15 protein-coding genes are annotated in these 21,302 nt (G+C 45.9%); 9 read left to right on the top strand and 6 right to left on the bottom strand.

The features are described 5' to 3' along the window. Positions 1 to 194: 194 nt before the first annotated feature. Together P150_RS0104060 and P150_RS0104055 are read left to right on the top strand one after the other, a co-directional pair. Complete coding sequence (locus P150_RS0104060; protein WP_036932041.1) at positions 195 to 1,529, top strand: sigma-54 dependent transcriptional regulator; 1,335 nt, start codon at positions 195 to 197, stop codon at positions 1,527 to 1,529. Between the two features lie 3 nt (positions 1,530 to 1,532). Beyond that, positions 1,533 to 2,672: a PAS domain-containing sensor histidine kinase gene (locus P150_RS0104055; protein ID WP_028896587.1), complete on the top strand. Its 1,140-nt coding sequence runs from the start codon at positions 1,533 to 1,535 to the stop codon at positions 2,670 to 2,672. Positions 2,673 to 3,863: 1,191 nt separating this feature from the next. Here P150_RS0104055 and P150_RS0104045 read toward each other — a convergent pair. Next, positions 3,864 to 6,479 carry a UvrD-helicase domain-containing protein gene (locus tag P150_RS0104045; protein WP_028896585.1) on the bottom strand — a complete coding sequence of 872 codons (2,616 nt, stop codon included), beginning with the start codon at positions 6,477 to 6,479 and terminating at the stop codon, positions 3,864 to 3,866. 221 nt (positions 6,480 to 6,700) lie between these two features. Here P150_RS0104045 and P150_RS17790 point away from each other — a divergent pair, with 221 nt between their 5' ends. Further along, on the top strand, positions 6,701 to 6,862 hold the full coding sequence (locus P150_RS17790) for a hypothetical protein (protein ID WP_197018043.1): 162 nt from the start codon (positions 6,701 to 6,703) through the stop codon (positions 6,860 to 6,862). A gap of 102 nt (positions 6,863 to 6,964) precedes the next feature. Here the strand turns inward: P150_RS17790 and typA are convergent, their stop codons facing one another. Further along, positions 6,965 to 8,770: a translational GTPase TypA gene (typA, locus tag P150_RS0104035; protein WP_028896584.1), complete on the bottom strand. Its 1,806-nt coding sequence runs from the start codon at positions 8,768 to 8,770 to the stop codon at positions 6,965 to 6,967. Positions 8,771 to 8,977: 207 nt separating this feature from the next. On the opposite strand from typA, the gene rpsO reads away from it, so the two are divergent. After that, positions 8,978 to 9,253: a 30S ribosomal protein S15 gene (gene rpsO / locus P150_RS0104030; RefSeq protein ID WP_028896583.1), complete on the top strand. Its 276-nt coding sequence runs from the start codon at positions 8,978 to 8,980 to the stop codon at positions 9,251 to 9,253. 204 nt (positions 9,254 to 9,457) lie between these two features. Here rpsO and P150_RS15880 read toward each other — a convergent pair whose 3' ends face one another. The 3 genes from P150_RS15880 to P150_RS0104015 form a co-directional block, all read right to left on the bottom strand. Further along, a complete protein-coding gene (locus tag P150_RS15880; protein WP_197018042.1) occupies positions 9,458 to 9,646 on the bottom strand; it encodes a hypothetical protein in 189 nt (62 codons plus the stop codon). Between the two features lie 91 nt (positions 9,647 to 9,737). Next, positions 9,738 to 11,354, bottom strand: coding sequence for a hypothetical protein (locus P150_RS0104020; protein ID WP_028896582.1), 1,617 nt, complete (start codon positions 11,352 to 11,354; stop codon positions 9,738 to 9,740). A 6-nt stretch (positions 11,355 to 11,360) separates the two neighbouring features. Next, positions 11,361 to 12,614: an IS4 family transposase gene (locus tag P150_RS0104015; RefSeq protein WP_028896581.1), complete on the bottom strand. Its 1,254-nt coding sequence runs from the start codon at positions 12,612 to 12,614 to the stop codon at positions 11,361 to 11,363. 667 nt (positions 12,615 to 13,281) lie between these two features. Here P150_RS0104015 and P150_RS0104010 point away from each other — a divergent pair. Both P150_RS0104010 and P150_RS0104000 read left to right on the top strand, forming a co-directional pair. Further along, on the top strand, positions 13,282 to 15,288 hold the full coding sequence (locus P150_RS0104010; protein WP_028896580.1) for a BCCT family transporter: 2,007 nt from the start codon (positions 13,282 to 13,284) through the stop codon (positions 15,286 to 15,288). Positions 15,289 to 16,135: 847 nt separating this feature from the next. Beyond that, positions 16,136 to 16,360, top strand: coding sequence for a hypothetical protein (locus P150_RS0104000; RefSeq protein WP_028896579.1), 225 nt, complete (start codon positions 16,136 to 16,138; stop codon positions 16,358 to 16,360). A 949-nt stretch (positions 16,361 to 17,309) separates the two neighbouring features. Here the strand turns inward: P150_RS0104000 and P150_RS17420 are convergent. After that, complete coding sequence (locus P150_RS17420; RefSeq protein ID WP_155952921.1) at positions 17,310 to 17,642, bottom strand: hypothetical protein; 333 nt, start codon at positions 17,640 to 17,642, stop codon at positions 17,310 to 17,312. 1,333 nt (positions 17,643 to 18,975) lie between these two features. On the opposite strand from P150_RS17420, the gene P150_RS0103975 reads away from it, so the two are divergent. The 3 genes from P150_RS0103975 to P150_RS0103965 all read left to right on the top strand — a co-directional run bounded on the left by P150_RS0103975 (position 18,976) and on the right by P150_RS0103965 (position 21,228). Beyond that, positions 18,976 to 19,698 carry a hypothetical protein gene (locus tag P150_RS0103975; RefSeq protein ID WP_028896575.1) on the top strand — a complete coding sequence of 241 codons (723 nt, stop codon included), beginning with the start codon at positions 18,976 to 18,978 and terminating at the stop codon, positions 19,696 to 19,698. A 113-nt stretch (positions 19,699 to 19,811) separates the two neighbouring features. Then, positions 19,812 to 20,468 (top strand): hypothetical protein, encoded by a 657-nt coding sequence (locus P150_RS0103970; protein WP_155952920.1) that lies wholly within the window; start codon positions 19,812 to 19,814, stop codon positions 20,466 to 20,468. A 97-nt stretch (positions 20,469 to 20,565) separates the two neighbouring features. Beyond that, the gene (locus P150_RS0103965; protein ID WP_028896573.1) at positions 20,566 to 21,228 is read left to right on the top strand and encodes a ParA family protein; all 663 of its coding nucleotides are present in this window, start codon (positions 20,566 to 20,568) and stop codon (positions 21,226 to 21,228) included. Positions 21,229 to 21,302 lie beyond the last annotated feature (74 nt).

The raw sequence follows: 21,302 nt of genomic DNA, 5'->3' as shown, positions 1-21,302 counted from the left end.
CAGCGTGAGACAATTTCCCGCAGATGTCGCAGATTGCGCAAATCCATCAAAATAAAATCCGCAACATCTGCAAGAAAAAAACTCACACAAATCCCGCAGATTACGCAAATCGAGGGAGCAAAAATCAGAGGGAGCACGTTTTTTTCCGACATAGGCTTGACGCTTTTGAGAAAAAAGAATATCTTTGCAATATTATGAAACAAGGCACAATACTTATCGCTGACGACAACAGGAATATCCTTACCACAGTGAAGATGCTGCTGGAGAATGTTTTTCAGAACATTGTGGCCATTGCCAGTCCTGCAAACATACCCACACGGCTGAGGGAGGACAGACCCGACGTGGTGCTGCTGGATATGAATTTCCACAGCGGAATAAACAACGGAAACGAGGGACTCTACTGGCTGCGCGAAATAAAGAAGGCACGGCCGGCAACCGAGGTGGTGCTCTTCACGGCATACGCCGACATAGAACTCGCCGTAACAGGCATTAAGGAAGGGGCTGCCGACTTCATCGTTAAGCCGTTCGACAATGAGAAACTCACGGAAACGCTGTCGAAAGCCTATGAGAAAACGAAGAAAGGCAGCGGAACGGCAGATGCCGGCGGCAGGGAGAGCACGATGTTCTGGGGTTCGTCGGCCGTGATGGAGAACCTGCGGCTGATGGTGGAGAAGGTTTCGGCCACCGATGCCAACATACTCATTACGGGAGAGAACGGTACGGGCAAGGAGGTATTGGCCAACGAGATACACCGGCTGTCGAACAGGAGCGCAAGGCAGATGATGCCCATTGATATGGGAGCCATCACGGAGACGCTTTTCGAGAGCGAACTCTTCGGACACGTCAAGGGAGCGTTCACAGATGCAAAGGCCGACAAGCCCGGAAAATTTGAACTTGCAGAGGGAAGCACGCTCTTTCTCGACGAAATAGGAAACCTCGGGTATGCCCTTCAGGCAAAACTGCTCACGGCATTGCAGCGCAGAAGCATCGTGAGAGTGGGAGGAAGCACGCAGATACCCATCGACGTAAGGCTCGTGTGCGCCACCAACTGCGACCTGCAACTGATGGTAAAGGAGGGCAGGTTCCGCGAAGACCTGCTCTACCGCATCAACACCATTCATCTGCATCTGCCGCCATTGCGCGAGCGGAAGGGCGACGTGGCAGCCTTAGCACGGATCTTCCTCGGCCGTTATGCCAATATGTACAACAAGCCGGAAATGAATTTCTCCGCCGAGGCAGAAGAAAAAATCAACTCACTGCCGTGGTACGGCAACATACGCGAGCTTCAGCACGCCGTGGAAAAGGCCGTGATTCTGAGCAGCGGCAGCGTGATTGACGCAAACGACATAGACGGTCAGGATGCGCAGAAGGCAAAGCCGATGGACGAAGTGCAGACGCTCGACGAGATGGAGCAGCGGCTCATAGAGAAGACCATACACGACTGCGACGGCAACCTGTCGCAGGTGGCGTTCAAGCTCGGCATCACGCGCCAGACATTGTATAACAAGATAAAACGTTACGGACTGTAAGGAATGAAGACGGAAGTTATCATACTCATTGTCCTGCTCCTCGCAATGGCGGCGGCATACGTCAGGCTGTGGCTCCATTACAGGCGCAGCGTGCGCAAGGTGTCGTTCCTGTTCGACGCCCTCGACAGCGGCGACTATTCGTTCCGTTTCCCCGAAGACACCGCGAAGGGCGGCGAATGGCTGCTGAACGCCTCGCTCAACCGTGTGAAAGACATTCTCCAGCACGCCCGCGACGAGCAGATAGAGCGCGAGAAATACTTCGAGCTGATTATGGACTCCGTGGAAACGGGTATCCTCGTCATAGAGAAAGAGCGGGGAGTGGTGCTCCGCAGCAATCAGGCGGCACGCGATCTGCTGAGGATGGACGTGATCTCGCACGTCAATAAAATCAAGGACCTGCTGTCGGGATTCTCCACCCGCGAGACGCATACCGTGCTGAAAGGACGCTCGGTGCGCATCATAGGGTTCAGCGACATCAAGGGCGAGCTTGCCAATCAGGAAATAGACAGTTGGGTGAAGCTCATCCGTGTGCTCACGCACGAGATTATGAACACCGTAACGCCGATTATCTCGCTCAGCGACACGCTCCTGAAGAACTCGCAGGGCGAGCAGCACGACGGCCTGAGCGTGATAAACCAGACGGGCAAGGAGCTGATTCAGTTCGTTGAGAACTACCGGAAGTTCACCCACGTGCCTGCACCCAAGCCCGACTTGTTCTATGTGCGCCCCTTCCTCGAGCGGATGGCGAGCCTCGTCCATCCGATATTGACCGGGGACGTGAGAGTGGAACTCCACGTGGAGCCGAAGGACCTGCTCGTCTATGCTGACGAGGGACTCATCAGCCGTGTGGTAAGCAACATTCTGAAGAATGCCGCCGAAGCCGTTTCCCTCAACGGAAGAATCATCATCCGGGCTTACAGCGACGAACAGGAATCGGTGGTAATAGACATCTCCAACGACGGTCCGAGGATTTCGGAGGAAGTAGCGTCCCACATCTTCGTCCCCTTCTTCACCACCAAGGCCGAGGGAAGCGGCATCGGCCTCTCCATCTCCCGGCAGATTATGCGTGTGAGCAACGGCTCGCTCGTGCTGCTGTCCGAAAAAGACTCCGCCCTCACCACCTTCCGCCTCGTTTTCAACTGAGAAACACGCCCCCGACTATGGGATAAGAGCATTGACACCATCGCGTAATCTGCGAAATTTGCGTGAGACGGCTTCTCGCAGATAGCGCAGATTACGCTGATTTATTTATCATTTATTTGCAGAAAGTATTTATCTCTCACAGATTGCACAGAGCCACAGATATTGTTTTTGCCCACAGAGGAGGCAGGCCTCCAACGATAACACAGAACGTTGATGGCAAAGGTCAGATGAAGGTCAGATGCAGATTGGGTATAGGTGTTTTATTGCGTATTGTCGCAGATTGTTGCAAAGATAATCTGTGCCATCCTTGAAAACTTTGTTTTCTCTGTGGCAGTATATTATAAAATAAATTCTGTGTATCTGCGCCATCTGTGAGAGCATTATTTCTTACAAATATCACAGACTTTGTTTTGAATGATTTGCGTAATCTGCGAGATTTGCGTGAGACGGTTTCTCGCAGATGGCGCAGATTACGCTGATTTATTTATCATTTATTTGCAGAAAGTATTTATCTCTCACAGATTGCACAGAGCCACAGATATTGTTTTTGCCCACAAAGGAGGCAGGCCTCCAACGATAACACAGAACGTTGATGGCAAAGGTCAGATGAAGGTCAGATGCAGATTGGGTATAGGTGTTTTATTGCGTATTGTCGCAGATTGTTGCAAAGATAATCTGTGCCATCCTTGAAAACTTGGTTTTCTCTGTGGAAGTATATTATAATATAAAATCTGTGTATCTGTGCCATCTGTGAGAGCCTTATTTCTTTCAGATATCACAGACTTTGTTTTGATTGATTTGCGCAATCTGCGAGATTTGCGTGAGACGGTTTCCCGCAGATTTTGCCCCATTGATTCGCCGCCTCATTCCAATCTTGCGAAAAACGCACGCTATTCTTCGCACGATTGCCCTGCATTCTTGCGAAGAACGAAATGCGTTTTTCGCACGTTTAAAAACACAAGATTATTACCTGATTTTCAGATATTTATATTTCTATCAATAGTTTTATTCTATGTATTCGCGTGATTTGCGAAATCTGCGTGAGCCATTGTTCCGTCAATTACGCCGGCTTACCCCATTGGTTGCGAGAATTACGGAACTGACGAGGAACAATCCTTCAAAGATTATAACTATTCTCCAGTATATATAATGAAGGAAAGATTGACGAGAAGGAAAGAAAACAAGGAAATACTACTGAATGAGTTTCCCCAATCGCATAATGACGGAGGTCTGGCTTCTGCCCATTTTGTTAGAAATATACTTCACGCTCCTACCCTCTCTATGGAGCTTTAAGAGAAATTGATCTGACTTGCCCGTCCATCGCTTGTTTGCATTCCGATGCTTGGCATAGCTCTCTTCCGTAATTTTCTCGGGATGCAGAAACTCGTCTACGAATACGGATGGGAAACGCCTGTCGTAAAGCACGATGGTCTTCGTCTTTGCCCTCGTGATAGCAACGTAGAACAGCCGCCGCTCTTCGCCGAACGGAAACTGGTCGCCCTCGGTCAGCACGTAGCTGAGCACCGGGTCGTCGCTTACCAGAGACGGAAAACCATAGGTGTCCTTGTTGCATTGCAGGAGGATTACATAATCGGCTTCGAGTCCTTTCGACTTATGCACCGTCAGAATCTCTATCTTTCTGCCTCCTATCATATAGTATGCTCTATTGCCTTCCCTGACCATCTTATGCGTAAAGGAGAGATAATAGTCGTCGAAGGAGTAGCGTCCCAGTAAGAATACCGACTTGCCTGAAGGAACGGACGCTACGAGTTGCTCTATGGTTTTGCAGTAGTCGCGCTTGTCGTAGGGACAGAACTCCAGTTCCGTTTTCATTTCGGCGTTGAAGGAGCGGATGTTCTTCTGAATCTGTGCCTTGTTGCGCTGAATGAAACGGGATGACTGCCCCACGAGCGGCTCGCCGAATCTGTATGTCGTTTCTATCTTGTTAATATCCGTTGGGCCAAAGTATTCCTCAAACTGATTGAAAAGAGCCATATCGCTTCCCGAGAAACGGTATATGGACTGCCAGTCGTCGCCCACGCAATAGAGCTTTGCAGGTGGGTTCCCCTCCCGCAGCACTTTCAGGAAGTTGTACCGGTCTACCGATATGTCCTGAAACTCATCCACAATGATATAATCATACGCCACGGGATGCGACGTGCGGCATATCTCCGTGGCCTGAAGAATCACATCGGTGAAATCTATCTGGGCACGCTCGGCTAATGCTTTCTTATAACGTTCGTAAACGGGTCGGAATATTTTCTCTATAATGAAGACACTACGCTCGTCGCTGGCCTTTTCCGCTTGTTGCAGAACCTCATCGACGGATTTGCAGCTCGACTTTACCAACGTAACGAAAGTGGCAACAAGGCGTATCAATGCCTTTTCGAGCTTGCTGCCTTTGGGCAGAATGAGTTCATACAGTTCGGCGTCTGTCTTCTCCTGAATGGGCACGCCGGCACCTTTCAACAGTTTTCTGAGCTTGCCTTTTATATCGGAGTAATGGAAATCGGCACTTGAGGTTGTAAGAAGCTGTGTTCCGAATTTCTCGTGAGCCGCCTTTTTCCACGTAATTCCGTCGTTGTATTCCCGGCAGGCTTCCTCGTATGTCATATTCTTGTCCTGTGCAAACCACGTAGGGACAAGATTGTGCTCGTCTATTCCGAAATGTTCCAGATAGATGCGTTTGGTACTGCCTCCCTTCTCGAAATATATTGAGAAGTCAGGACGATATTGTGAATGTATCTCGTCGGCCAATTGGTGCTCATAGGGTTCTTCATACCTGAACTTTACGCCGAGCGACGACAGTGCGAAACATATCTTTTGCTCTTGCTCGCTTCTCACATAGATGGCTCTGCCGTCCATATCAGGAAACATTGCTTTCAGCCTTACCTTCTTCTCCTCGGAGAGTTTCTCCCGTCTTTCGCGCTCATACTGTTCCAAGTCGGTTTCATTTACCTGATGATCAACGAAATATTCCAGTATGTTTTTCTTGAAATCCTCGGTTTCCGACAGGGCGTGATAAATCTCAATGAACAGCGCATCGGTATTATCGCAGACAGACGGCTTCGTGCCGGTTGCTCTTCCGATAATATCGATAGCCAATTTATGAAACGTGTAACCCTTCAATCCATCGGTAGCCATTCTTTCCGTGAGTTCGGCTGCCGCCTTATTGGTATAGCTTATGAGAAGAATCCTATGGGGCGATACGTTTTTAATCTCCGTAAGATATTTCACTTTGCCGACGATGGAAGATGTCTTTCCGCTTCCGGCACTACTGACCACCAGACAGTTGTTTTCTTCTGAAACAATCGACCGCCTTTGCTGCTTGTCTAATGGATATTGCAGGCAATGGTCGAAAAAGTCTTTATGCGTATCGAGCAAGAGAGCGAGTTCCTTCTCATTGTGCTGCTTTATAAGTCGGTGGAGGGTTCCGAAATCATACGCAAACTTGGAAATGGTCTCGGAAGGCGATATATGGAATATCTCGAACTTTCTAAGAAGCGAGCAAACCTCTTGATAAAACGGCATATATCGGTCGAACAGTTCGTTTTCCTGCGCTGAGGAGATTATCTTCCCATTGAAAACGCTGTCCAACTCGGTAGGAATATCAACGAATGCTCCGTCGCTCAATGCCGAAAGGCTCTCTTCCGTGTGTCCGCAATCGGATTTATTGCCATTGAAAGACAATTCATTTACTGCTTCCGACAGTTCATCGGCCTTGGCTTTAAGGCGTTTCCTGATTATTGCTATAATTACAATGGATACAGCAAACACACACGCGACTATGATTAACAATGACTGCATATAAGAAAAGTGTTGATTGTCTGGATTCTTGTGATAATTCTGAACATCTTAATTGCCGTCAGCATAAGCATAAGGCAGTATGAAATTCAACATATTCTGCAATTTATAAAGTATATTGAGCATTCCAGAGCTTCTGCGCTATGCACTTTCGCCCGATGCCACATACATTATTCCCTTATTTCTTATTGATTATTCCGGCATTTTTAGTATTTTTGCGCCCTATGAAGAGCTATATAAAGTATTTGGGACTGGCGAGCGTGTGCGTAGGACTGCTGCTGTTCGCCGTTCATCTCCTTGCAGACGCAAGGGGAAATGCGCTCTTGTTTTCTGGATTGGCATTCGTAATCGGGGGAACTGTTGCGCACGTGAAGTTGCAGAAATGAGGAAAGCCGGCTGAAAGCATATTCTCTCGTCATCAGTGAGAATAGCCCACAAGCCGGCTTCGTTATATATATTATAAGGTGCAGGAACTTCCGTCCCCCACCCTACGCTTCCTTGCTCTCGCGCTTGCGCTCGTTATGGTCGAGCGTAATCTTGCGCATACGGATGCTTTCGGGCGTTACCTCAATGTATTCGTCGGCCTTGATATACTCGATGCACTCCTCCAGACTCATTTCCGTCTTCGGAATCACACGTGCCTTGTCGTCCGAACCCGATGCACGCACGTTGGTGAGCTGCTTGGACTTCGTTACGTTGATTACCAAGTCCTTGTCGTGAACGTGCTCGCCCACTACCTGTCCTCCGTAGACCTCCTCTCCGGCATCGATGAAGAACTTTCCGCGGTCCTGCAACTTGTCGATGGCATAGGCAAACGCCGTTCCGTTCTCCATCGCAAGCATAGAGCCGTTGGTGCGACGGACGATTTCGCCCTTGAACGGCTGATAGTCCTTGAAACGATGCGCCATAATGGCTTCGCCCTGACTGGCCGTGAGCACGTTGGTGCGCAGTCCCATAATGCCGCGCGAGGGAATCTCGAACGTGATGTTCACACGGTCGCCCTCGGTGTCCATTCCGAGCAGTTCGCCCTTGCGGCGCGTTACCATATCAATCATCTTGCTCGAGAAATCGTTCGGCACGTTGATGGTAAGCTCCTCAACCGGCTCGCACTTCTGCCCGTCAATCTCCTTGTAGATAACCTGCGGCTGTCCCACCTGAAGCTCGTAGCCCTCGCGGCGCATCGTTTCCACCAGCACCGAAAGGTGGAGCACGCCTCGCCCGCTCACGATCCACTTGTCCATAGAGTTCTCAACATTGCTCACACGCAACGCCAGATTCTTCTCCAGTTCCTTCTCCAGACGCTCGCTGATATGGCGCGAGGTGCAGAACTTTCCCTCACGGCCGAAGAACGGCGAGTCGTTGATCGTGAAGAGCATACTCATCGTAGGCTCGTCCACGGCAATCGGCGGCAGGGGTTCGGGATTGTCGAAGTCGGCGATGGTGTCGCCTATCTCGAAGTTCTCCAGTCCTATCACGGCGCAGATGTCGCCCGAGCTCACGGCAGCCGTCTTCTTGTGCCCCATACCCTCAAAGGTATGCAGCTCCTTGATTCGCGTCCGTTCCGTAGAGCCGTCGCGGTGGCAGATGGTGATGTTCTGTCCGTCCTTGAGCGTTCCTCGGTGCACGCGCCCCACTGCGATACGCCCCGTGTAGCTCGAATAGTCGAGCGAGGTAATCAGCATCTGCGGCGTTCCCTCGAGCTGCTTCGGACCGGGAATGTTCTCCACAATCAGGTCGAGCAGATAATCAATATTGTCGGTCTGTTCCTTCCAGCCCGCGCTCATCCATCCGTTCTTCGCCGAACCGTAGACCACCGGGAAATCCAACTGGTCCTCGGTTGCGTTGAGGTCGCACATCAGGTCGAACACCATCTCGTACACCTCCTCTGGGCGGCAGTTCGGCTTGTCCACCTTGTTTACCACCACCATCGGCTTCAGTCCCATCTGCAACGCCTTCTGGAGCACGAAGCGCGTCTGCGGCATCGGTCCCTCGAAAGCGTCCACGAGCAGCAGGCATCCGTCTGCCATATTCAGCACACGCTCCACCTCGCCTCCGAAGTCGGAGTGTCCCGGCGTGTCGAGAATGTTTATCTTCGTTCCCTTCCAGTTTATACTGACGTTCTTGCTCAGAATTGTTATCCCTCGTTCGCGCTCCAAGTCGTTGGAGTCCAAAACCTCGTCGCTGTTGTTCTGTCCGTCACGGAACAGCTTGCCGGCGAGCATCATCTTGTCCACCAAGGTTGTCTTCCCGTGGTCGACGTGCGCAATTACTGCGATGTTTCTAATATCTTGCATTTACTTACCTTAAAAAGCTTTTCAAATTTTAATGAGTGCAAAAGTACAAATAATAATCCAAAAAGTATTGGCAATCAAATAAAAAGTTGTAACTTTGCAGCGCAGTTTCGGAGAATCCGATGCATTCAGCGTTGCAACCCGTTGTGATTAAGGCGGTTGAGCGACAAAAGGATGTAATTGCACAAAATCATTAATCAATACATCAAAATGTACTTAAGCAAAGAAAAGAAGCAGGAAATCTTCACACAGTTCGGTAAGGAGCAGAAAGCCGGCGACACAGGTTCGGCAGAAAGCCAGATCGCACTCTTCACTTACCGTATCAAGCACCTCACGGAGCACGTAAAGAAAAACCGCAAGGACCACGTTACCACACGTTCGCTGACCCGCCTTGTAGGTAAGCGTCGTGCCCTCCTCGATTATCTGTACGACCGCGACATCGAGCGTTACCGTGCTATCATCAAGGCACTCGGTCTCCGTAAGTAAGATTCCGGCAAGCATACGAATCCCCACAATCTGCAAAGGTTGTGGGGATTCTTCGTTATACATCCTGTAAACTGATAAAATCAGAGAAAGCATTAATCAAAAAATGAGACTACACACACCACCGTGCATAGTCTCATTCTTATTTATCATTCCTATATTTATTTCTTTATAACTTTAGGAACGGTGTTTATAACAGGACGTTTATCAGTCTCTCCAAGTAGGATCATATCCCCAAACGTCATCTTCTTTATCATCTTCATTAAATTTTATCGGCTTGGCACCTTGATCAGGCACCGTTACATCGCCGTCAATCGGTACGATTGATTTATTACCGAATGCACCCTCTAATATCTCGCCACTGGCATTGAGTTTAACAACGTGGCAACGTGGCATTGAATATGATTTTTTCATAATCGTCATATATATAAAGAACCGTCGTTCTTATGGTTTATATTTTTATAATAATAGTTAAGTAGCTTCCGAATTACTTAATAACCACTTTCTTACCGTTAATAATGTAAATTCCGTGTGTAGGATTGATTACGCGGCGGCCCTGAAGGTCGAATATTTCCATCTTATCGGCACTCTTATCCTTGTCTACTTCCGTTATGCCAGTTGTTCCCGGGTCTTCGCCCAACTGAAGGATAAATCCCTTGGAGTAGGCCATTGATGGGTCGAGCATCATAAACGCCTTGTTCATAGCAAGCTTTGTGCCTGTGTACTTATAGAAGCCGATAGGATTATTTACGTCGGCAGCATTCTTGTTCAACACGCGAAGCTCTTTACCGGCAACAAGTACATTGGCAACATCGTCGCCAAAGAAGATACCTGACAACAAATTGTCTGTCGGAGCTGCAACGCCCTCCTGAAGTACAGGCAACAAACGGTTTGAAGCCGGATCCGTGCCATTGCATTCCAAAACGACCGGAGTAGCTATCGGAATGATTTCGCCTTCTTTGGCTACAACTTCTACCTTTGCCACACCAACGCCGGGATAATTGGCATTTTCTGAAATACCAGAAATCTTGTAAACCGTCATCCCGTCCATAACCTTCATAGGGAAGTCAGTATAAAGAGTTGTGTAATATTTCCCTGTACGCCCCTGAATAGAAGCCAGAGGTTTCACGCCAAAATAGTTGTCAGGTTGGTCGCCGACTGGTTCCAAAACCCATTTTGCCGCATCGCCGGCTACCGGACGTTCAGGACCATAGTAGTGATTAGCAGGATCGCCATTGTTTACAAAGTCGAATTTTGCCTTGTCAGCCGAATATTCATTGTGTGCGGAAGCCGGATCTGCTGGATCATACTGCTTTCCATTACCAATTACCTGCTTGATATCACCTTCTATCAATGAATACTGCTGACCTTGATTAATACGCTTTGCGTCTATATAGCTTTTAACCAACTGAACAAAATAGTTTGTTTCTCCGTATGTTGCCTTCAGTTTCTCATAAACTAATTTTTCTGCATAAAGCCATAAGGCGTCCGCACCACCCTCAAAGGCAGCAATCTGTTCCGGAGTAAGGATGGTATTAACATTTATTCCCAAGAAAGGTCCCACAGTCTTTAACAACTTATAGTAGTCCACGGCACCTTGCAAACTTGGTACTGTGGCATAGGCATAATAAGCTTCTTCGCCCGTAGTAAGTGAGGTCTTTTCTAAATGCATATTCAAATCCCACTTCTTAAATTCAGCTTCAATAGCTAATTTAGCTGCACTATACGTCCCCCCTGTACCAAGTTTAGCCTTAAGCAAATCATCTACCTGCTTTTTAGCTACTTTAATGGCAGGAACCAAATAACCATTGATTACATCAACGCCCTGCGAACGCAATGTCTTTACATTATAAATCGATTTTCCATTGATAACAGTATCCTTTACTTCCAATAGAATAATGGAACCTGCCTCTGTTTTTACTTCGCTCGCAGTCTGATCCGGCTGGGCTTCATACTTGCCTCTTACCTGAACATACTGCTTACCGTCTGGACGGGTATAACCATTCTTTATGCGATAATACCCTTTTTGAATACCTTGAGCATTTGCACCTAACCCCAAAAGGCACGCCAATGCTAAAGTCGTGAGTCTAAATTCTTTTGACATAAATCACTACTGTCCAAAGAAATTTTTCCATAAGATCTGCTGACCATCATTGGAGTCATTCTGAGGACGTTTTGGTTTAACGAATAGTTCGCCTAAGGGTTTCCTCTCAAAGAGAACCTTCCCGATGGCAGCCGATAAAATATAGAGATCCTGTTCAATATGGTACACTTTCTTTGCAATGGCAAGCAGCAGATAATCGCAGATAGCAATCCAAATCTGCGAGAATACAGCATTCTGGCTCGTTCCGTAGAACGAGTTGATGTGCATTCGCTGCTTTATCCATTTGAAGAAGCACTCCACTTGCCAGCGTTCCCTGTAGAGTTCTGCGATTGTCAGGTAGGAATGAGTAAAGTCATTGGTCAAGAATCTGTAGACGTTACCTGTGGCATAATCTTCGTAAACAACCATACGCAGTGTGTCTGGATACCACTTGGAGGTTCTTGGTCCTGTAAGTCTGACAATGGTGTCGTTTGTAACTCCTGTCTGTTTGTCTACAGGACGTTCCTCAACTACCTCATACCTCATGTTATCTTTTGCCCTTGTCACAAAGAAAGCCTGCTGACGATGGAAGTGGTTGAACAACTGTCTGAAGTCAACATAACCCTTGTCCATGAGATAGTAGCTTCCTGGTTCTACGGGAATCAGACTCATGGTCTTGGAATCATGAACAGCAGCCTCCGTCAGATGGATGAAGGTTGGTATGGAGCCACGCAAATCCAGAAGTGTATGCATCTTTACACCCCCTTTGTCATGATGCAGACGAGCCCACGGGCAAAGCTGGAGGCACAGTTTGATGGTGCTGCTGTCAAAGGCATACACGATGCCATCCACGTCAAGCCGGGACGGTTCGTCCTGGTACAGCTCTCTTGCCCAGGCTATCAGGCTCTGCCCAAAATCATGGTATATACGCCAATCCTTGGTCTCATTGATATGGGCCAAAGTCGAACGTTGGATATACTTTATTCCACTCGAATAGAGCTTGGAAGAGAGAGCCACCAGCGTCGCATCAATGCTGCGGAGACTAATCTGGTCGGTGAACTGGGCAAAGCTCATCACCATAAACTGGTCTCTGCATTTGAAGCCGATGGCATGTCTATTGCCGTTGTATCTCTTTACGCACTTGTCGAACTCATATCTTGGTATGAGCGACATGATTTGAGCGAATACGGTCTTTCCTTGATTCATGAGTTCTGCCTCTTGCAATACGATTTGCAAAAGTACAAAACCAAATCTCGAAAAAATAATATTCGCGTAACTCATTGAAAATAATCAATTTGAATTAGGTTCAAGAATTTTTCTTTGGACAGTAGTGGACATAAATATATAATTAATTAAGTGAACATATAATGAACCTATCAGTCATTTCGCTGATATCCATAAACTTTCTAATATTTTATATTGGCGTGCAAATATAACTAAGAATTTAAGAAATAAAACAAAAACTACGTTTAAATTATCTTAAAATTAATACAAATCGTTTCCATAAATATTGCCGTGGATTCCATTAGTAAGTGCAATCTGTACCATCAGTAAGAAATAGGCTCTCGCAGATTACGCAAATCAATTAAATCAAAGCCTGTGATATCAGCAAGAAACAACACGCCCGCAGGCAAAGAGGTATTTGCACAATTCATATTTTTTTCGTATATTGCATACGGAAATGCTGAAAACGTGCTTTATTGTTTTCTTTTTCCACCGTGCAGCCCATTCACGGCAGCTATTATTTCTTGAATAAAAGTATGTCAGGGGGCAAGTGAGACCGGCATTGCGGCGAAGCCGACCGAATTGCCCTTCTCTATTCAGGAAGACCATCACACCATCGGTTTACCTCATCTGCTGCCCTGCGCTGTGGCCACCCCTCTTCAGGGCACTTCCCCGCGCCTTCCGCCCCCTTCTACCACATAATTATATAAACAAATATCTATATATGTATGTATTTAAAGACATCAAAACAACATTTACACGAAACGTTACAGTGCCGGGGCTGCTCGTACTCCTCGTGCTTTCGCTCGCCTGTGCGCTTTTCCCCGAACGGATGAACGAAGCACTGAATGCAGTCCAATCAGTTATCTACACCAAGCTCAGTTGGACCTATATCCTCATTGTGTCCTTCTTTGTCGTATTCCTCTTTACATTGGCATTCAGCAAGATAGGAACCATCCGACTGGGAGCCGACAACTCGTCGCCACAGTACAGCTTCTTTTCGTGGATAGCAATGCTCTTCGCAGCCGGAATGGGAATCGGACTGATGTATTTCGGCGTGGCAGAGCCAATGTCTCACTATGTGAACCCGGCTCTTCCCGGCACATTGCAGCCTGCAAAGGACGCTCAGCTTGCCACCTTCTTCCACTGGGGACTGCACGCGTGGGCTATCTTTGCCGTGGCAGGGCTTATCCTCGCCTACTTCTCCTTCCGATACAAGCTGCCTCTGGCCATCAGAAGCGGGCTATATCCCATACTGAAAGACAGAATAAACGGGCCGATAGGCGACGTGGTGGATATCTTCGCACTCGTCAGCACCTTCTTCGGCATAGCCACCTCTCTGGGTTTCGGCGTGGTGCAGCTCAATGCCGGACTGGTGCATCTGGGCATATTCAGCGAGTCAAGCTACTTATTCCAGTGCATCATCATCACCGTTGTCAGTGCCGTAGCCATATTCTCCGCCGTGGCGGGAGTGAACAAGGGAGTGAAGAAACTCAGCGAAATCAACCTTGGGCTTGCCGTGCTGCTGATGATATTCGTGCTGCTCCTCGGCCCTACAACCTTCCTTATGAGCGCATTCAGCGAAGGCGTGGGCAACTATATCGGGCGACTGCCCTCGCTTACCTTCAACACCTTTGCCTTCGAGTCCGACAGCCGCGAATGGTTCACGTCGTGGACGGTGATGTACTGGGCGTGGTGGATCAGCTGGGCACCGTTCGTAGGGCTCTTCATTGCCCGTATTTCCAAAGGAAGAACCATCCGCGAATACATCCTCGCAGTGCTCTTCGTGCCGTCAGTTTTCATCTTCCTGTGGATGACTGTCTGCGGAAACGGCGCAATCTACATCGACCAGCATACAGCAAACGGTGCACTCTCGGCGTTGGCAGGCAATCCCGACGTGCTGCTCTTCACTTTCTTCGAACAGTTCCCCTTGGCAAAGCCTCTGTGCGTGCTGGCCGTGATGATGATTGCCGTATTCTTCGTTACGTCGGCAGACTCGGGAATCCTCGTAATGAACAGCATCGCATCTGGCAACCGTCCCAACGCACCCAAGTGGCAGAATGCTTTCTGGGGAGTGCTGCTGGCAGTCATAGCAATGGCCCTCCTGCGCACGGGAGGCCTGAAATCCTTGCAGACAATGACACTCATATCGGCACTGCCCTTCGGCCTCATAATGCTCCTGCTCTGCTTCTGCCTGCTCAAGGCTTTGCGCACCGACCGGCTCTACCACAGCTCGCGCATCCCATACGGCAGCCGAAACTGGGACGGCAGCCACTGGCACGAGCGGCTCGACCAGATTCTCACCTTCTCCAAGCGTCAGGACGTAAAGCGGTTCTTCGCCGAGAAGGTGCGGCCGGCCTTTGAGGAATTGCGGCGCGAACTTTCTGAACGGGGCATCGACGCACAAATCCATCAGGGCAAAAGAGGCCCTCTCTCCTTGGAACTCCTCATCCCGCACGACCAGATATGGAATTTCAGATACGGCGTGGCGGCGGAAGTGCAAACCATATCCAACTATCTCATCGACGACGACAACACGCCCGAAATAGACGACAAAAAACAGTATCTGCCCGTTACCTACTTCAGCGACGGCAGAACCGGCAACGACATTCAATATCTTACAAAACAGGAAATCATAGCCGATGTGCTCCGCGAATACGAACGCTACATCAGTCTGGTGGCAGACGAAAACAAAGCCATAATGTTCGTAGACAAGGGCAACCTGAACTGACATTCAACACTCCCTCAACCAACCGCATAAGAACAGCCCTTTCCCTTGATGGTTTTCTATCATCGGAAAGGGCAATTCTTTGCAAAGAAAATGAGTATCCACATTGTTTTCATAGCCCAGACAATACATTAAAACGCACAACCACCTAACTGCCAATATTCTATATATTTATTATTTTATATTATTCTATTTATAAATATACAGTTATTTATATTTCAACACACTTATCCTCTCTTCATCCACTTACCCAATCCTCGTAATTCATCCTCTCGCTGATACCACAGATTAAGCCGATTCCATTTCACATAATTTGCGAGATTCGCGAAATCTGCGAGAACCATTCTCTCGCTGATGGCGCAGATTACGCAAATCTTTTTCAGCCCATTTGCGGGATTTGCGAGAACCACTCTCTCGCTGATGGTACAGATTGTGCAGGTTTATTTATATTATTATATAAAAACATTATTATAAGTAACCACATTAAAACTCTTATAATCAATTTTTTAAATATAAATATATTTCTATTTTTAAATTTATATGAAAGAACATATAAATATTACAACGGAAAAACATAAAAATATTAATCTGCAAGCATGCGAAGAATGAAATGCAATCTTCGCACATTTGTCGCACAATCTTCGCACACTCACGCTGCATTCTTGCGAAGAATGGAACAGGCTAACTGCAAACAGAGCCGACAAGGGGAGCTTATCAAGCGTTTTTCACATTGATTTTCGGCAATATTTCCCGTCTTCTTCAGCGCACTACAAGAATCAGTTGGCTGATAAAGAGCGCATTAAGGATAAACTTTAGGAACTTAAAATTTGTTCCTTTTTTGTCGCCAATAATGAAAATTCCACTTATTACAAAGGAAAAATTGAAAAGAAAAGAGTTTACTAATTTGTCGCAATTAATCTATTTTCACAATTTACCCTCAAGCAGAAAACACAAAGTTGAACCTGCCCTTCAGGCAAAAAGAGGATTTTTCTTCGATTTAAGGCGACAAAAAAGATTTTTGCAGGGCAGACAAGGAAAATCATCTAAAACGCTTAGAACGCAAAAAAATGAGTAAAGATTTAAGAAATTCTCAACATTCTCCCCTATGAGAACCGATTTTTTCACGTAAATCAAGCGAAAACAATGGAAAAGTAAGGAGAAAAATAGACTTATCTATCTGATTTTCAATGCTTTCATCCAATCAAATCAAACAACCACCGACAACTCATCACGCAACAAACGTGCGACAAAATAGGAGTATTCACACTTCTACCCTCACGAATCTGTAAAGAAAAATCAAAATATCGCAGCCAAGCTCTCCCTACCGGGCAACTACCGGACACTCGGAAAGTTTGCCGAAAATCGCCTTTTATGCCACGCCCGAACGCTGAACCGATGCGCCAACGCATTAAACATCTCGCCAACAGCCACACTCCCATTCGTTCCCTGAATTTAGCTTTCCACACTCCACGGCTCATTTCCGCCGAAAAAAGCGACAAATATGCTTCTATCTTTAGATAGAAGCTATGCAAGGGTACGAATCGTGTAAAATATTTTCAGCATTTTCCTTTTTTGTCGTACTTTTGCAAATATCAGTTTCCTAAACTATCTCCCTTTTTGTCGATGATAAAATTTAAGTTTTTAAATATCATTGATTTCCAATTATTTATACAGTAAATTATAAGGATTAAGAAAATAGAATGCAGCGACAAAACAAATGATTCATAACAGATAATTCAGCATAAAACAATCAGAAAACAGAGAAAATCCATAATTTTGTCGGAATTAATTACTGCTAACAGGAATTTGCTCCTAATATGTCGAAGCGATACTACAAATTTGTCGCAGACGTGTTTCACTCTCCTACTAACTTGTCGCATCTACCCTACAAATTTGTCGAACCATACTTCCCTTGTTGTCTGCGCTAAACTACATATATGTCGCCAACAAACCTTGTAACAATCTTTCTATCAGCACCTTGCAAGCCCTTATATAATATCTAATAATAGATAAAGAAAGATTTTCTAAACTTTTGAGAAAGTTTTAAGTTTGTAAATCTCTATTTTTTTGATTTTTCTTTCCGATGATTTTACTAAAAGTTTTCCAGCGACCCTCCCTATTTGTCGCACAGTTGCGCCTTGCTTCAGTTCCCTTTCTCCCCCACCCTGCTTCCCCAAAAATTCATTTCCGTTAGTTTTTGTCTCCTTCATTGCGCTTTTCTGTTGCCCCGTTCCGTTTGTTGAGTTCTCTCTGCTCCCTTTTGCAAGCCTCCGTTTCCTTTGTTTTGTCTTCGCTGCTTCCTTTTCTGTGTCCGATTCTTTTATTTTCTTCCCCTCTCTTGTCCCCTTTCCGTTCATCGTTCTTCCCTTTCAGCTTTGCGTTTTCGCCTCTTCCGTTGTCCTTTCTGTCCTTTTTCTGCTTTTCAGTTCCTTTCCTTCTCAATTTTTCTCTGTCCTTTTACCACTGTTTTATCTCCCCGTAAAAATCCGCCCCCTACTCTATCTCCCTAAAAATCAGCTAACTGCACGCCTTCTTCTTTGTTTGGAATATTACTTCCTAATTTGTCGCACTATGATTTTATTGGTTCCTATTTTAAAACTTCCTTTTTTGTCGCTATGCTCCATCTGTGGATAGTGTCAGATTTCATATTTATCTCCTCTATCTGCCTGACGATTCGTTTTTTTCGCGTTAATTCCACGTTCCCTTTTTGTCGCACTCACATTGCGGAAATCTCCAAACTTCGCTCCGTTTTATTTTAAATCCTTTCATTTATCTGTCTCCAGAGCATTCTATTCTTAGATTATTTCGGCGACATATTAGTAGGTTTATCAGCTGATTTTCTCTTTTCTTTTATCTTTAAATCGCTATTAATCAATTTATTATGCCGTTTTGCTCTATCATTTCAGCTATATTTTCACAAAACTTTTCACTTTTTTGTCGCACTTTGGTTTTATCATTACCCATAACTATTCTGTAAATCAGTTATTTATCTCAAGTTTTCGCACTCTTTTTTCTGCTTCCTAATTTGTCGCACTTTGTTTGTCTTGCTCATTTTGCCCCATTTTTCGCACGGCATTCCTGTTTTTTCATTTTTCAGGCTTTATTTCGGTCAGTTTTCACTTCCTTTTCGTTTGCTGCTCCAAAATCTTCATTCTTTTCCTCCCCCACTCCCCTATTCCCTTTCGCACTCGATTCTTTGTTTCATCCTTTTAGCAGTTTTTCTTCCTAATTTGTCGCTAAATCCTCTTTTTTCTTCTGCTGAGCGAATCCTCCATATTTGTCGGATAGTTCGTTAAACAGCATTCTGTTTATTTGTTTTATTCTGTAAATATATAAAAATATAAATAAGAATGAAAATATTTATTTTATTCTTTGTTTGAATAAAAACATTAAAATATTTTGTTATTTCTGTTTGTTTGCTTAATTTTGCGATGATAATAGAGATGTGTTCCCTGCCGTGAATATATAGAAATATGATTATACATATATATAAGGTGTGATTTGAGATAAAGAAATGCGCTGTTTTTAGCGGCATCCTCTTGTTTTCTGTTGCATATTTATATATTTGCAGAAATAGGGTTTTGCGCGAATAGGTTGAAATATATTTATATAAATGTGTTTCCCCGCCTGAGGCAAACTTTTTTTTTACGGTGGTTTTATCTCTTTATATGAATATGTAAAAATACAAATATGAATATATCGCAATTTAAAATATCGAAAATATCGAAGGCCGTGCTCAACTGGTCTTACTTTATATTGGTAATAGTAGTTGCATTGGGATTTCACAATGCTTGGGTTGGAATGCCGAAAACGGAAATGAATACGGTGGATGGTACGGCGGTGCTGCAAGCGTTGGATCCGTTTCAGGTGGTGCAGAATGTGCTCTTCGTGCTGTCGGAACTCGCCATCTTTGAAATTTTCCGCCGTTGTCTGCAAAAAGCAAAGCATTTTTCTATGAATCTGATGATGATTCTGCTGATGGTGCTCAGCTTACTGATTACTGTTGTGCAGCTGATACCGTCGGGCGACACGATTTCCGTGCACGGAACGTTCCAGACAACCGATTTCAGCAAGTTCAAAGACAACTTCGTGCCTATCGCCAATCTGTTCCTTTTTCTGTCGCAGATGGTGCTTGGCGTCAGCCTTATCCGAAAATTCGTCGGCAAAATCAGGCAATACGGGTGGGCATTGGTGCTTTGTCCGTTGCTGACACTTGTTTTTCAAGGGCTATACACCTATATGTACACATCGGTGGGAGGGCTGTCGCTCAACGATCTTGCCACCTATTTTACCATCAGTCAGATTGCCACATACGCAATGATGATTGTGCCTTTGGTAATGATACGCTTCACAATGTCAGACGACCCTCAATATGAGGATGGCGACGACACGGATGTGAGTGAATATAAATAAATATATCTATTTTGTTTTGTATAAATGTAAATATATAAAAATGAAAATCTGTAACTATATTGTTGTTTAGAAATCTTGATATCAATTAGTTGTGGAGTAATAATGCGATGAATATGAAGAAAGAACTGATATCTCATTTACCGATTACACGACAAATCAGCGTGTTCAATAAGATTTGTTTTGTGCTTTTTGTCCTCGGACTGCTGCTGATGGTTTATTCAGCTTATGCCGATTCGGAATTTCTGATAGGTAAGGCAATGGACGAATATTCATACGCACCGATGGAAAAACTGTCGCTCGCAGGCGAGATTATTTCAATGCTTTCGGTCGCCGGGCTGCTTGTGTCTATATATAAAGGTATGAAGAGCGTACAGGCAAAGTTTCAGAGTGGGTATTATCCCGTTGTGTCTTTGATAGCCTCGGTGGCTCTGGTGCTCTATATGCTCCAGACGCGCGTCTTTGGGCTGTGTTTTCCCAACTATATGGGATGGCCTTTTTACAGTTTCGTGTCGGCAGTCTTTTATGGAGGATTCTTTTGTGGAGTCGTGCAGGTGCTCGTTGCGCTCTATAAGCATTCCTGTGGAGAGCTGAAACGGCAGTGCCATCGCTTTTTCCTTGAAGTAAGTGGTGCGTTCATCCTCTTCATCGTCAGCCTTGTTGTTTTAATTGCCGGTGGCAGTATGGGCATTGTCAATACTGTTTTGCTTTTGGTTTGTGTGCTTTCAGTAGGAGCATTCACTGCTGCTTATGAGATGATGAAAGCAGAGTAGGGGAGTGGTGTATGCGTCTTAAGAGTGAAAACAACCTCTGTAAGGCTCGACGAACAGGGATTTTGTGTTTAAATAAAATAATATAAATATATAAATAATGAAAAATAAAAAAATAGTTTTCGCCAATCAGAAAGGTGGGGTAGGGAAGAGCACACTCTGTATTCTCTTTGCCAACTATTTAGCTTTTAAGCGCAAGCCGGTCTGCATCATAGATACCGACTTGCAGAAGACCATCCTGATGCAGCGACAGAAGGATGCGGAAATCTATCAGGGCGTGGAAGAACCGTACAGCGTGCAGGATTTCGACGTGAGCGAACCCGAGGTGATGCAGCAGTTGATGGACTCAGCATCTGAAGTAGACGGCTACGTGCTCTTCGACTCTCCGGGTAACGTCAGCGAGGATGGTCTTGTTCCGTTGTTTGCCAATGCCGATTACATCATCTGTCCCTATGAATATGAGGACAAGACGCTCGATTCCACCGGTACCTTCGTGCAGGTTATCAATATGCTCAAGGCGCACAATCCCGATATGCACGCCGAAATATTCTTCGTTCCGAACAGAATCGACCCCCGAATCGGTACGAGCGACGAGCAGCGTATGTGGAACGAGACGAACGAAATATTCCAGCAGATTGGCAAGGTTACGCCGGTGGTGAACAGCCGCGCAACGCTCAAGCGCATCAACACCTTTGAACTCTTGGCAACTCAGCGACAGGCCGTGCAAGGCGCATTCGACTATATGCTCAAACGAATGAAATAGAGTGGGGAAGGACTAACCGTCTGAATCCTAATATAGTATTCAAAAGAGTTGAAATATAAATATATAAAAATACA

The organism is Prevotella sp. HUN102, assembly GCF_000688375.1.
Lineage (GTDB): Bacteria > Bacteroidota > Bacteroidia > Bacteroidales > Bacteroidaceae > Prevotella.
The sequence above is the reverse complement of the archived record's forward strand: the minus strand, read 5'-3'. Positions and strand labels throughout refer to the sequence as shown.

Bases quoted from the DNA above. Each gene is read 5' to 3' on its own strand.
- P150_RS0104045 (WP_028896585.1), bottom strand. From the start codon at position 6,479: ATGCAGTCATTGTTAATCATAGTCGCGTGTGTGTTTGCTGTATCCATT.
- P150_RS0103975 (WP_028896575.1), top strand. From the start codon at position 18,976: ATGAATATATCGCAATTTAAAATATCGAAAATATCGAAGGCCGTGCTC.
- P150_RS0103965 (WP_028896573.1), top strand. From the start codon at position 20,566: ATGAAAAATAAAAAAATAGTTTTCGCCAATCAGAAAGGTGGGGTAGGG.
- typA (WP_028896584.1), bottom strand. From the start codon at position 8,770: ATGCAAGATATTAGAAACATCGCAGTAATTGCGCACGTCGACCACGGG.
- P150_RS0104000 (WP_028896579.1), top strand. From the start codon at position 16,136: ATGAAAATTCCACTTATTACAAAGGAAAAATTGAAAAGAAAAGAGTTT.
- P150_RS0104015 (WP_028896581.1), bottom strand. From the start codon at position 12,614: ATGAGTTACGCGAATATTATTTTTTCGAGATTTGGTTTTGTACTTTTG.
- P150_RS17790 (WP_197018043.1), top strand. From the start codon at position 6,701: ATGAAGAGCTATATAAAGTATTTGGGACTGGCGAGCGTGTGCGTAGGA.
- P150_RS15880 (WP_197018042.1), bottom strand. From the start codon at position 9,646: ATGCCACGTTGCCACGTTGTTAAACTCAATGCCAGTGGCGAGATATTA.
- P150_RS0103970 (WP_155952920.1), top strand. From the start codon at position 19,812: ATGAAGAAAGAACTGATATCTCATTTACCGATTACACGACAAATCAGC.
- P150_RS0104010 (WP_028896580.1), top strand. From the start codon at position 13,282: ATGTATGTATTTAAAGACATCAAAACAACATTTACACGAAACGTTACA.
- P150_RS0104055 (WP_028896587.1), top strand. From the start codon at position 1,533: ATGAAGACGGAAGTTATCATACTCATTGTCCTGCTCCTCGCAATGGCG.
- P150_RS0104060 (WP_036932041.1), top strand. From the start codon at position 195: ATGAAACAAGGCACAATACTTATCGCTGACGACAACAGGAATATCCTT.
- P150_RS0104020 (WP_028896582.1), bottom strand. From the start codon at position 11,354: ATGTCAAAAGAATTTAGACTCACGACTTTAGCATTGGCGTGCCTTTTG.
- P150_RS17420 (WP_155952921.1), bottom strand. From the start codon at position 17,642: ATGAACGGAAAGGGGACAAGAGAGGGGAAGAAAATAAAAGAATCGGAC.
- rpsO (WP_028896583.1), top strand. From the start codon at position 8,978: ATGTACTTAAGCAAAGAAAAGAAGCAGGAAATCTTCACACAGTTCGGT.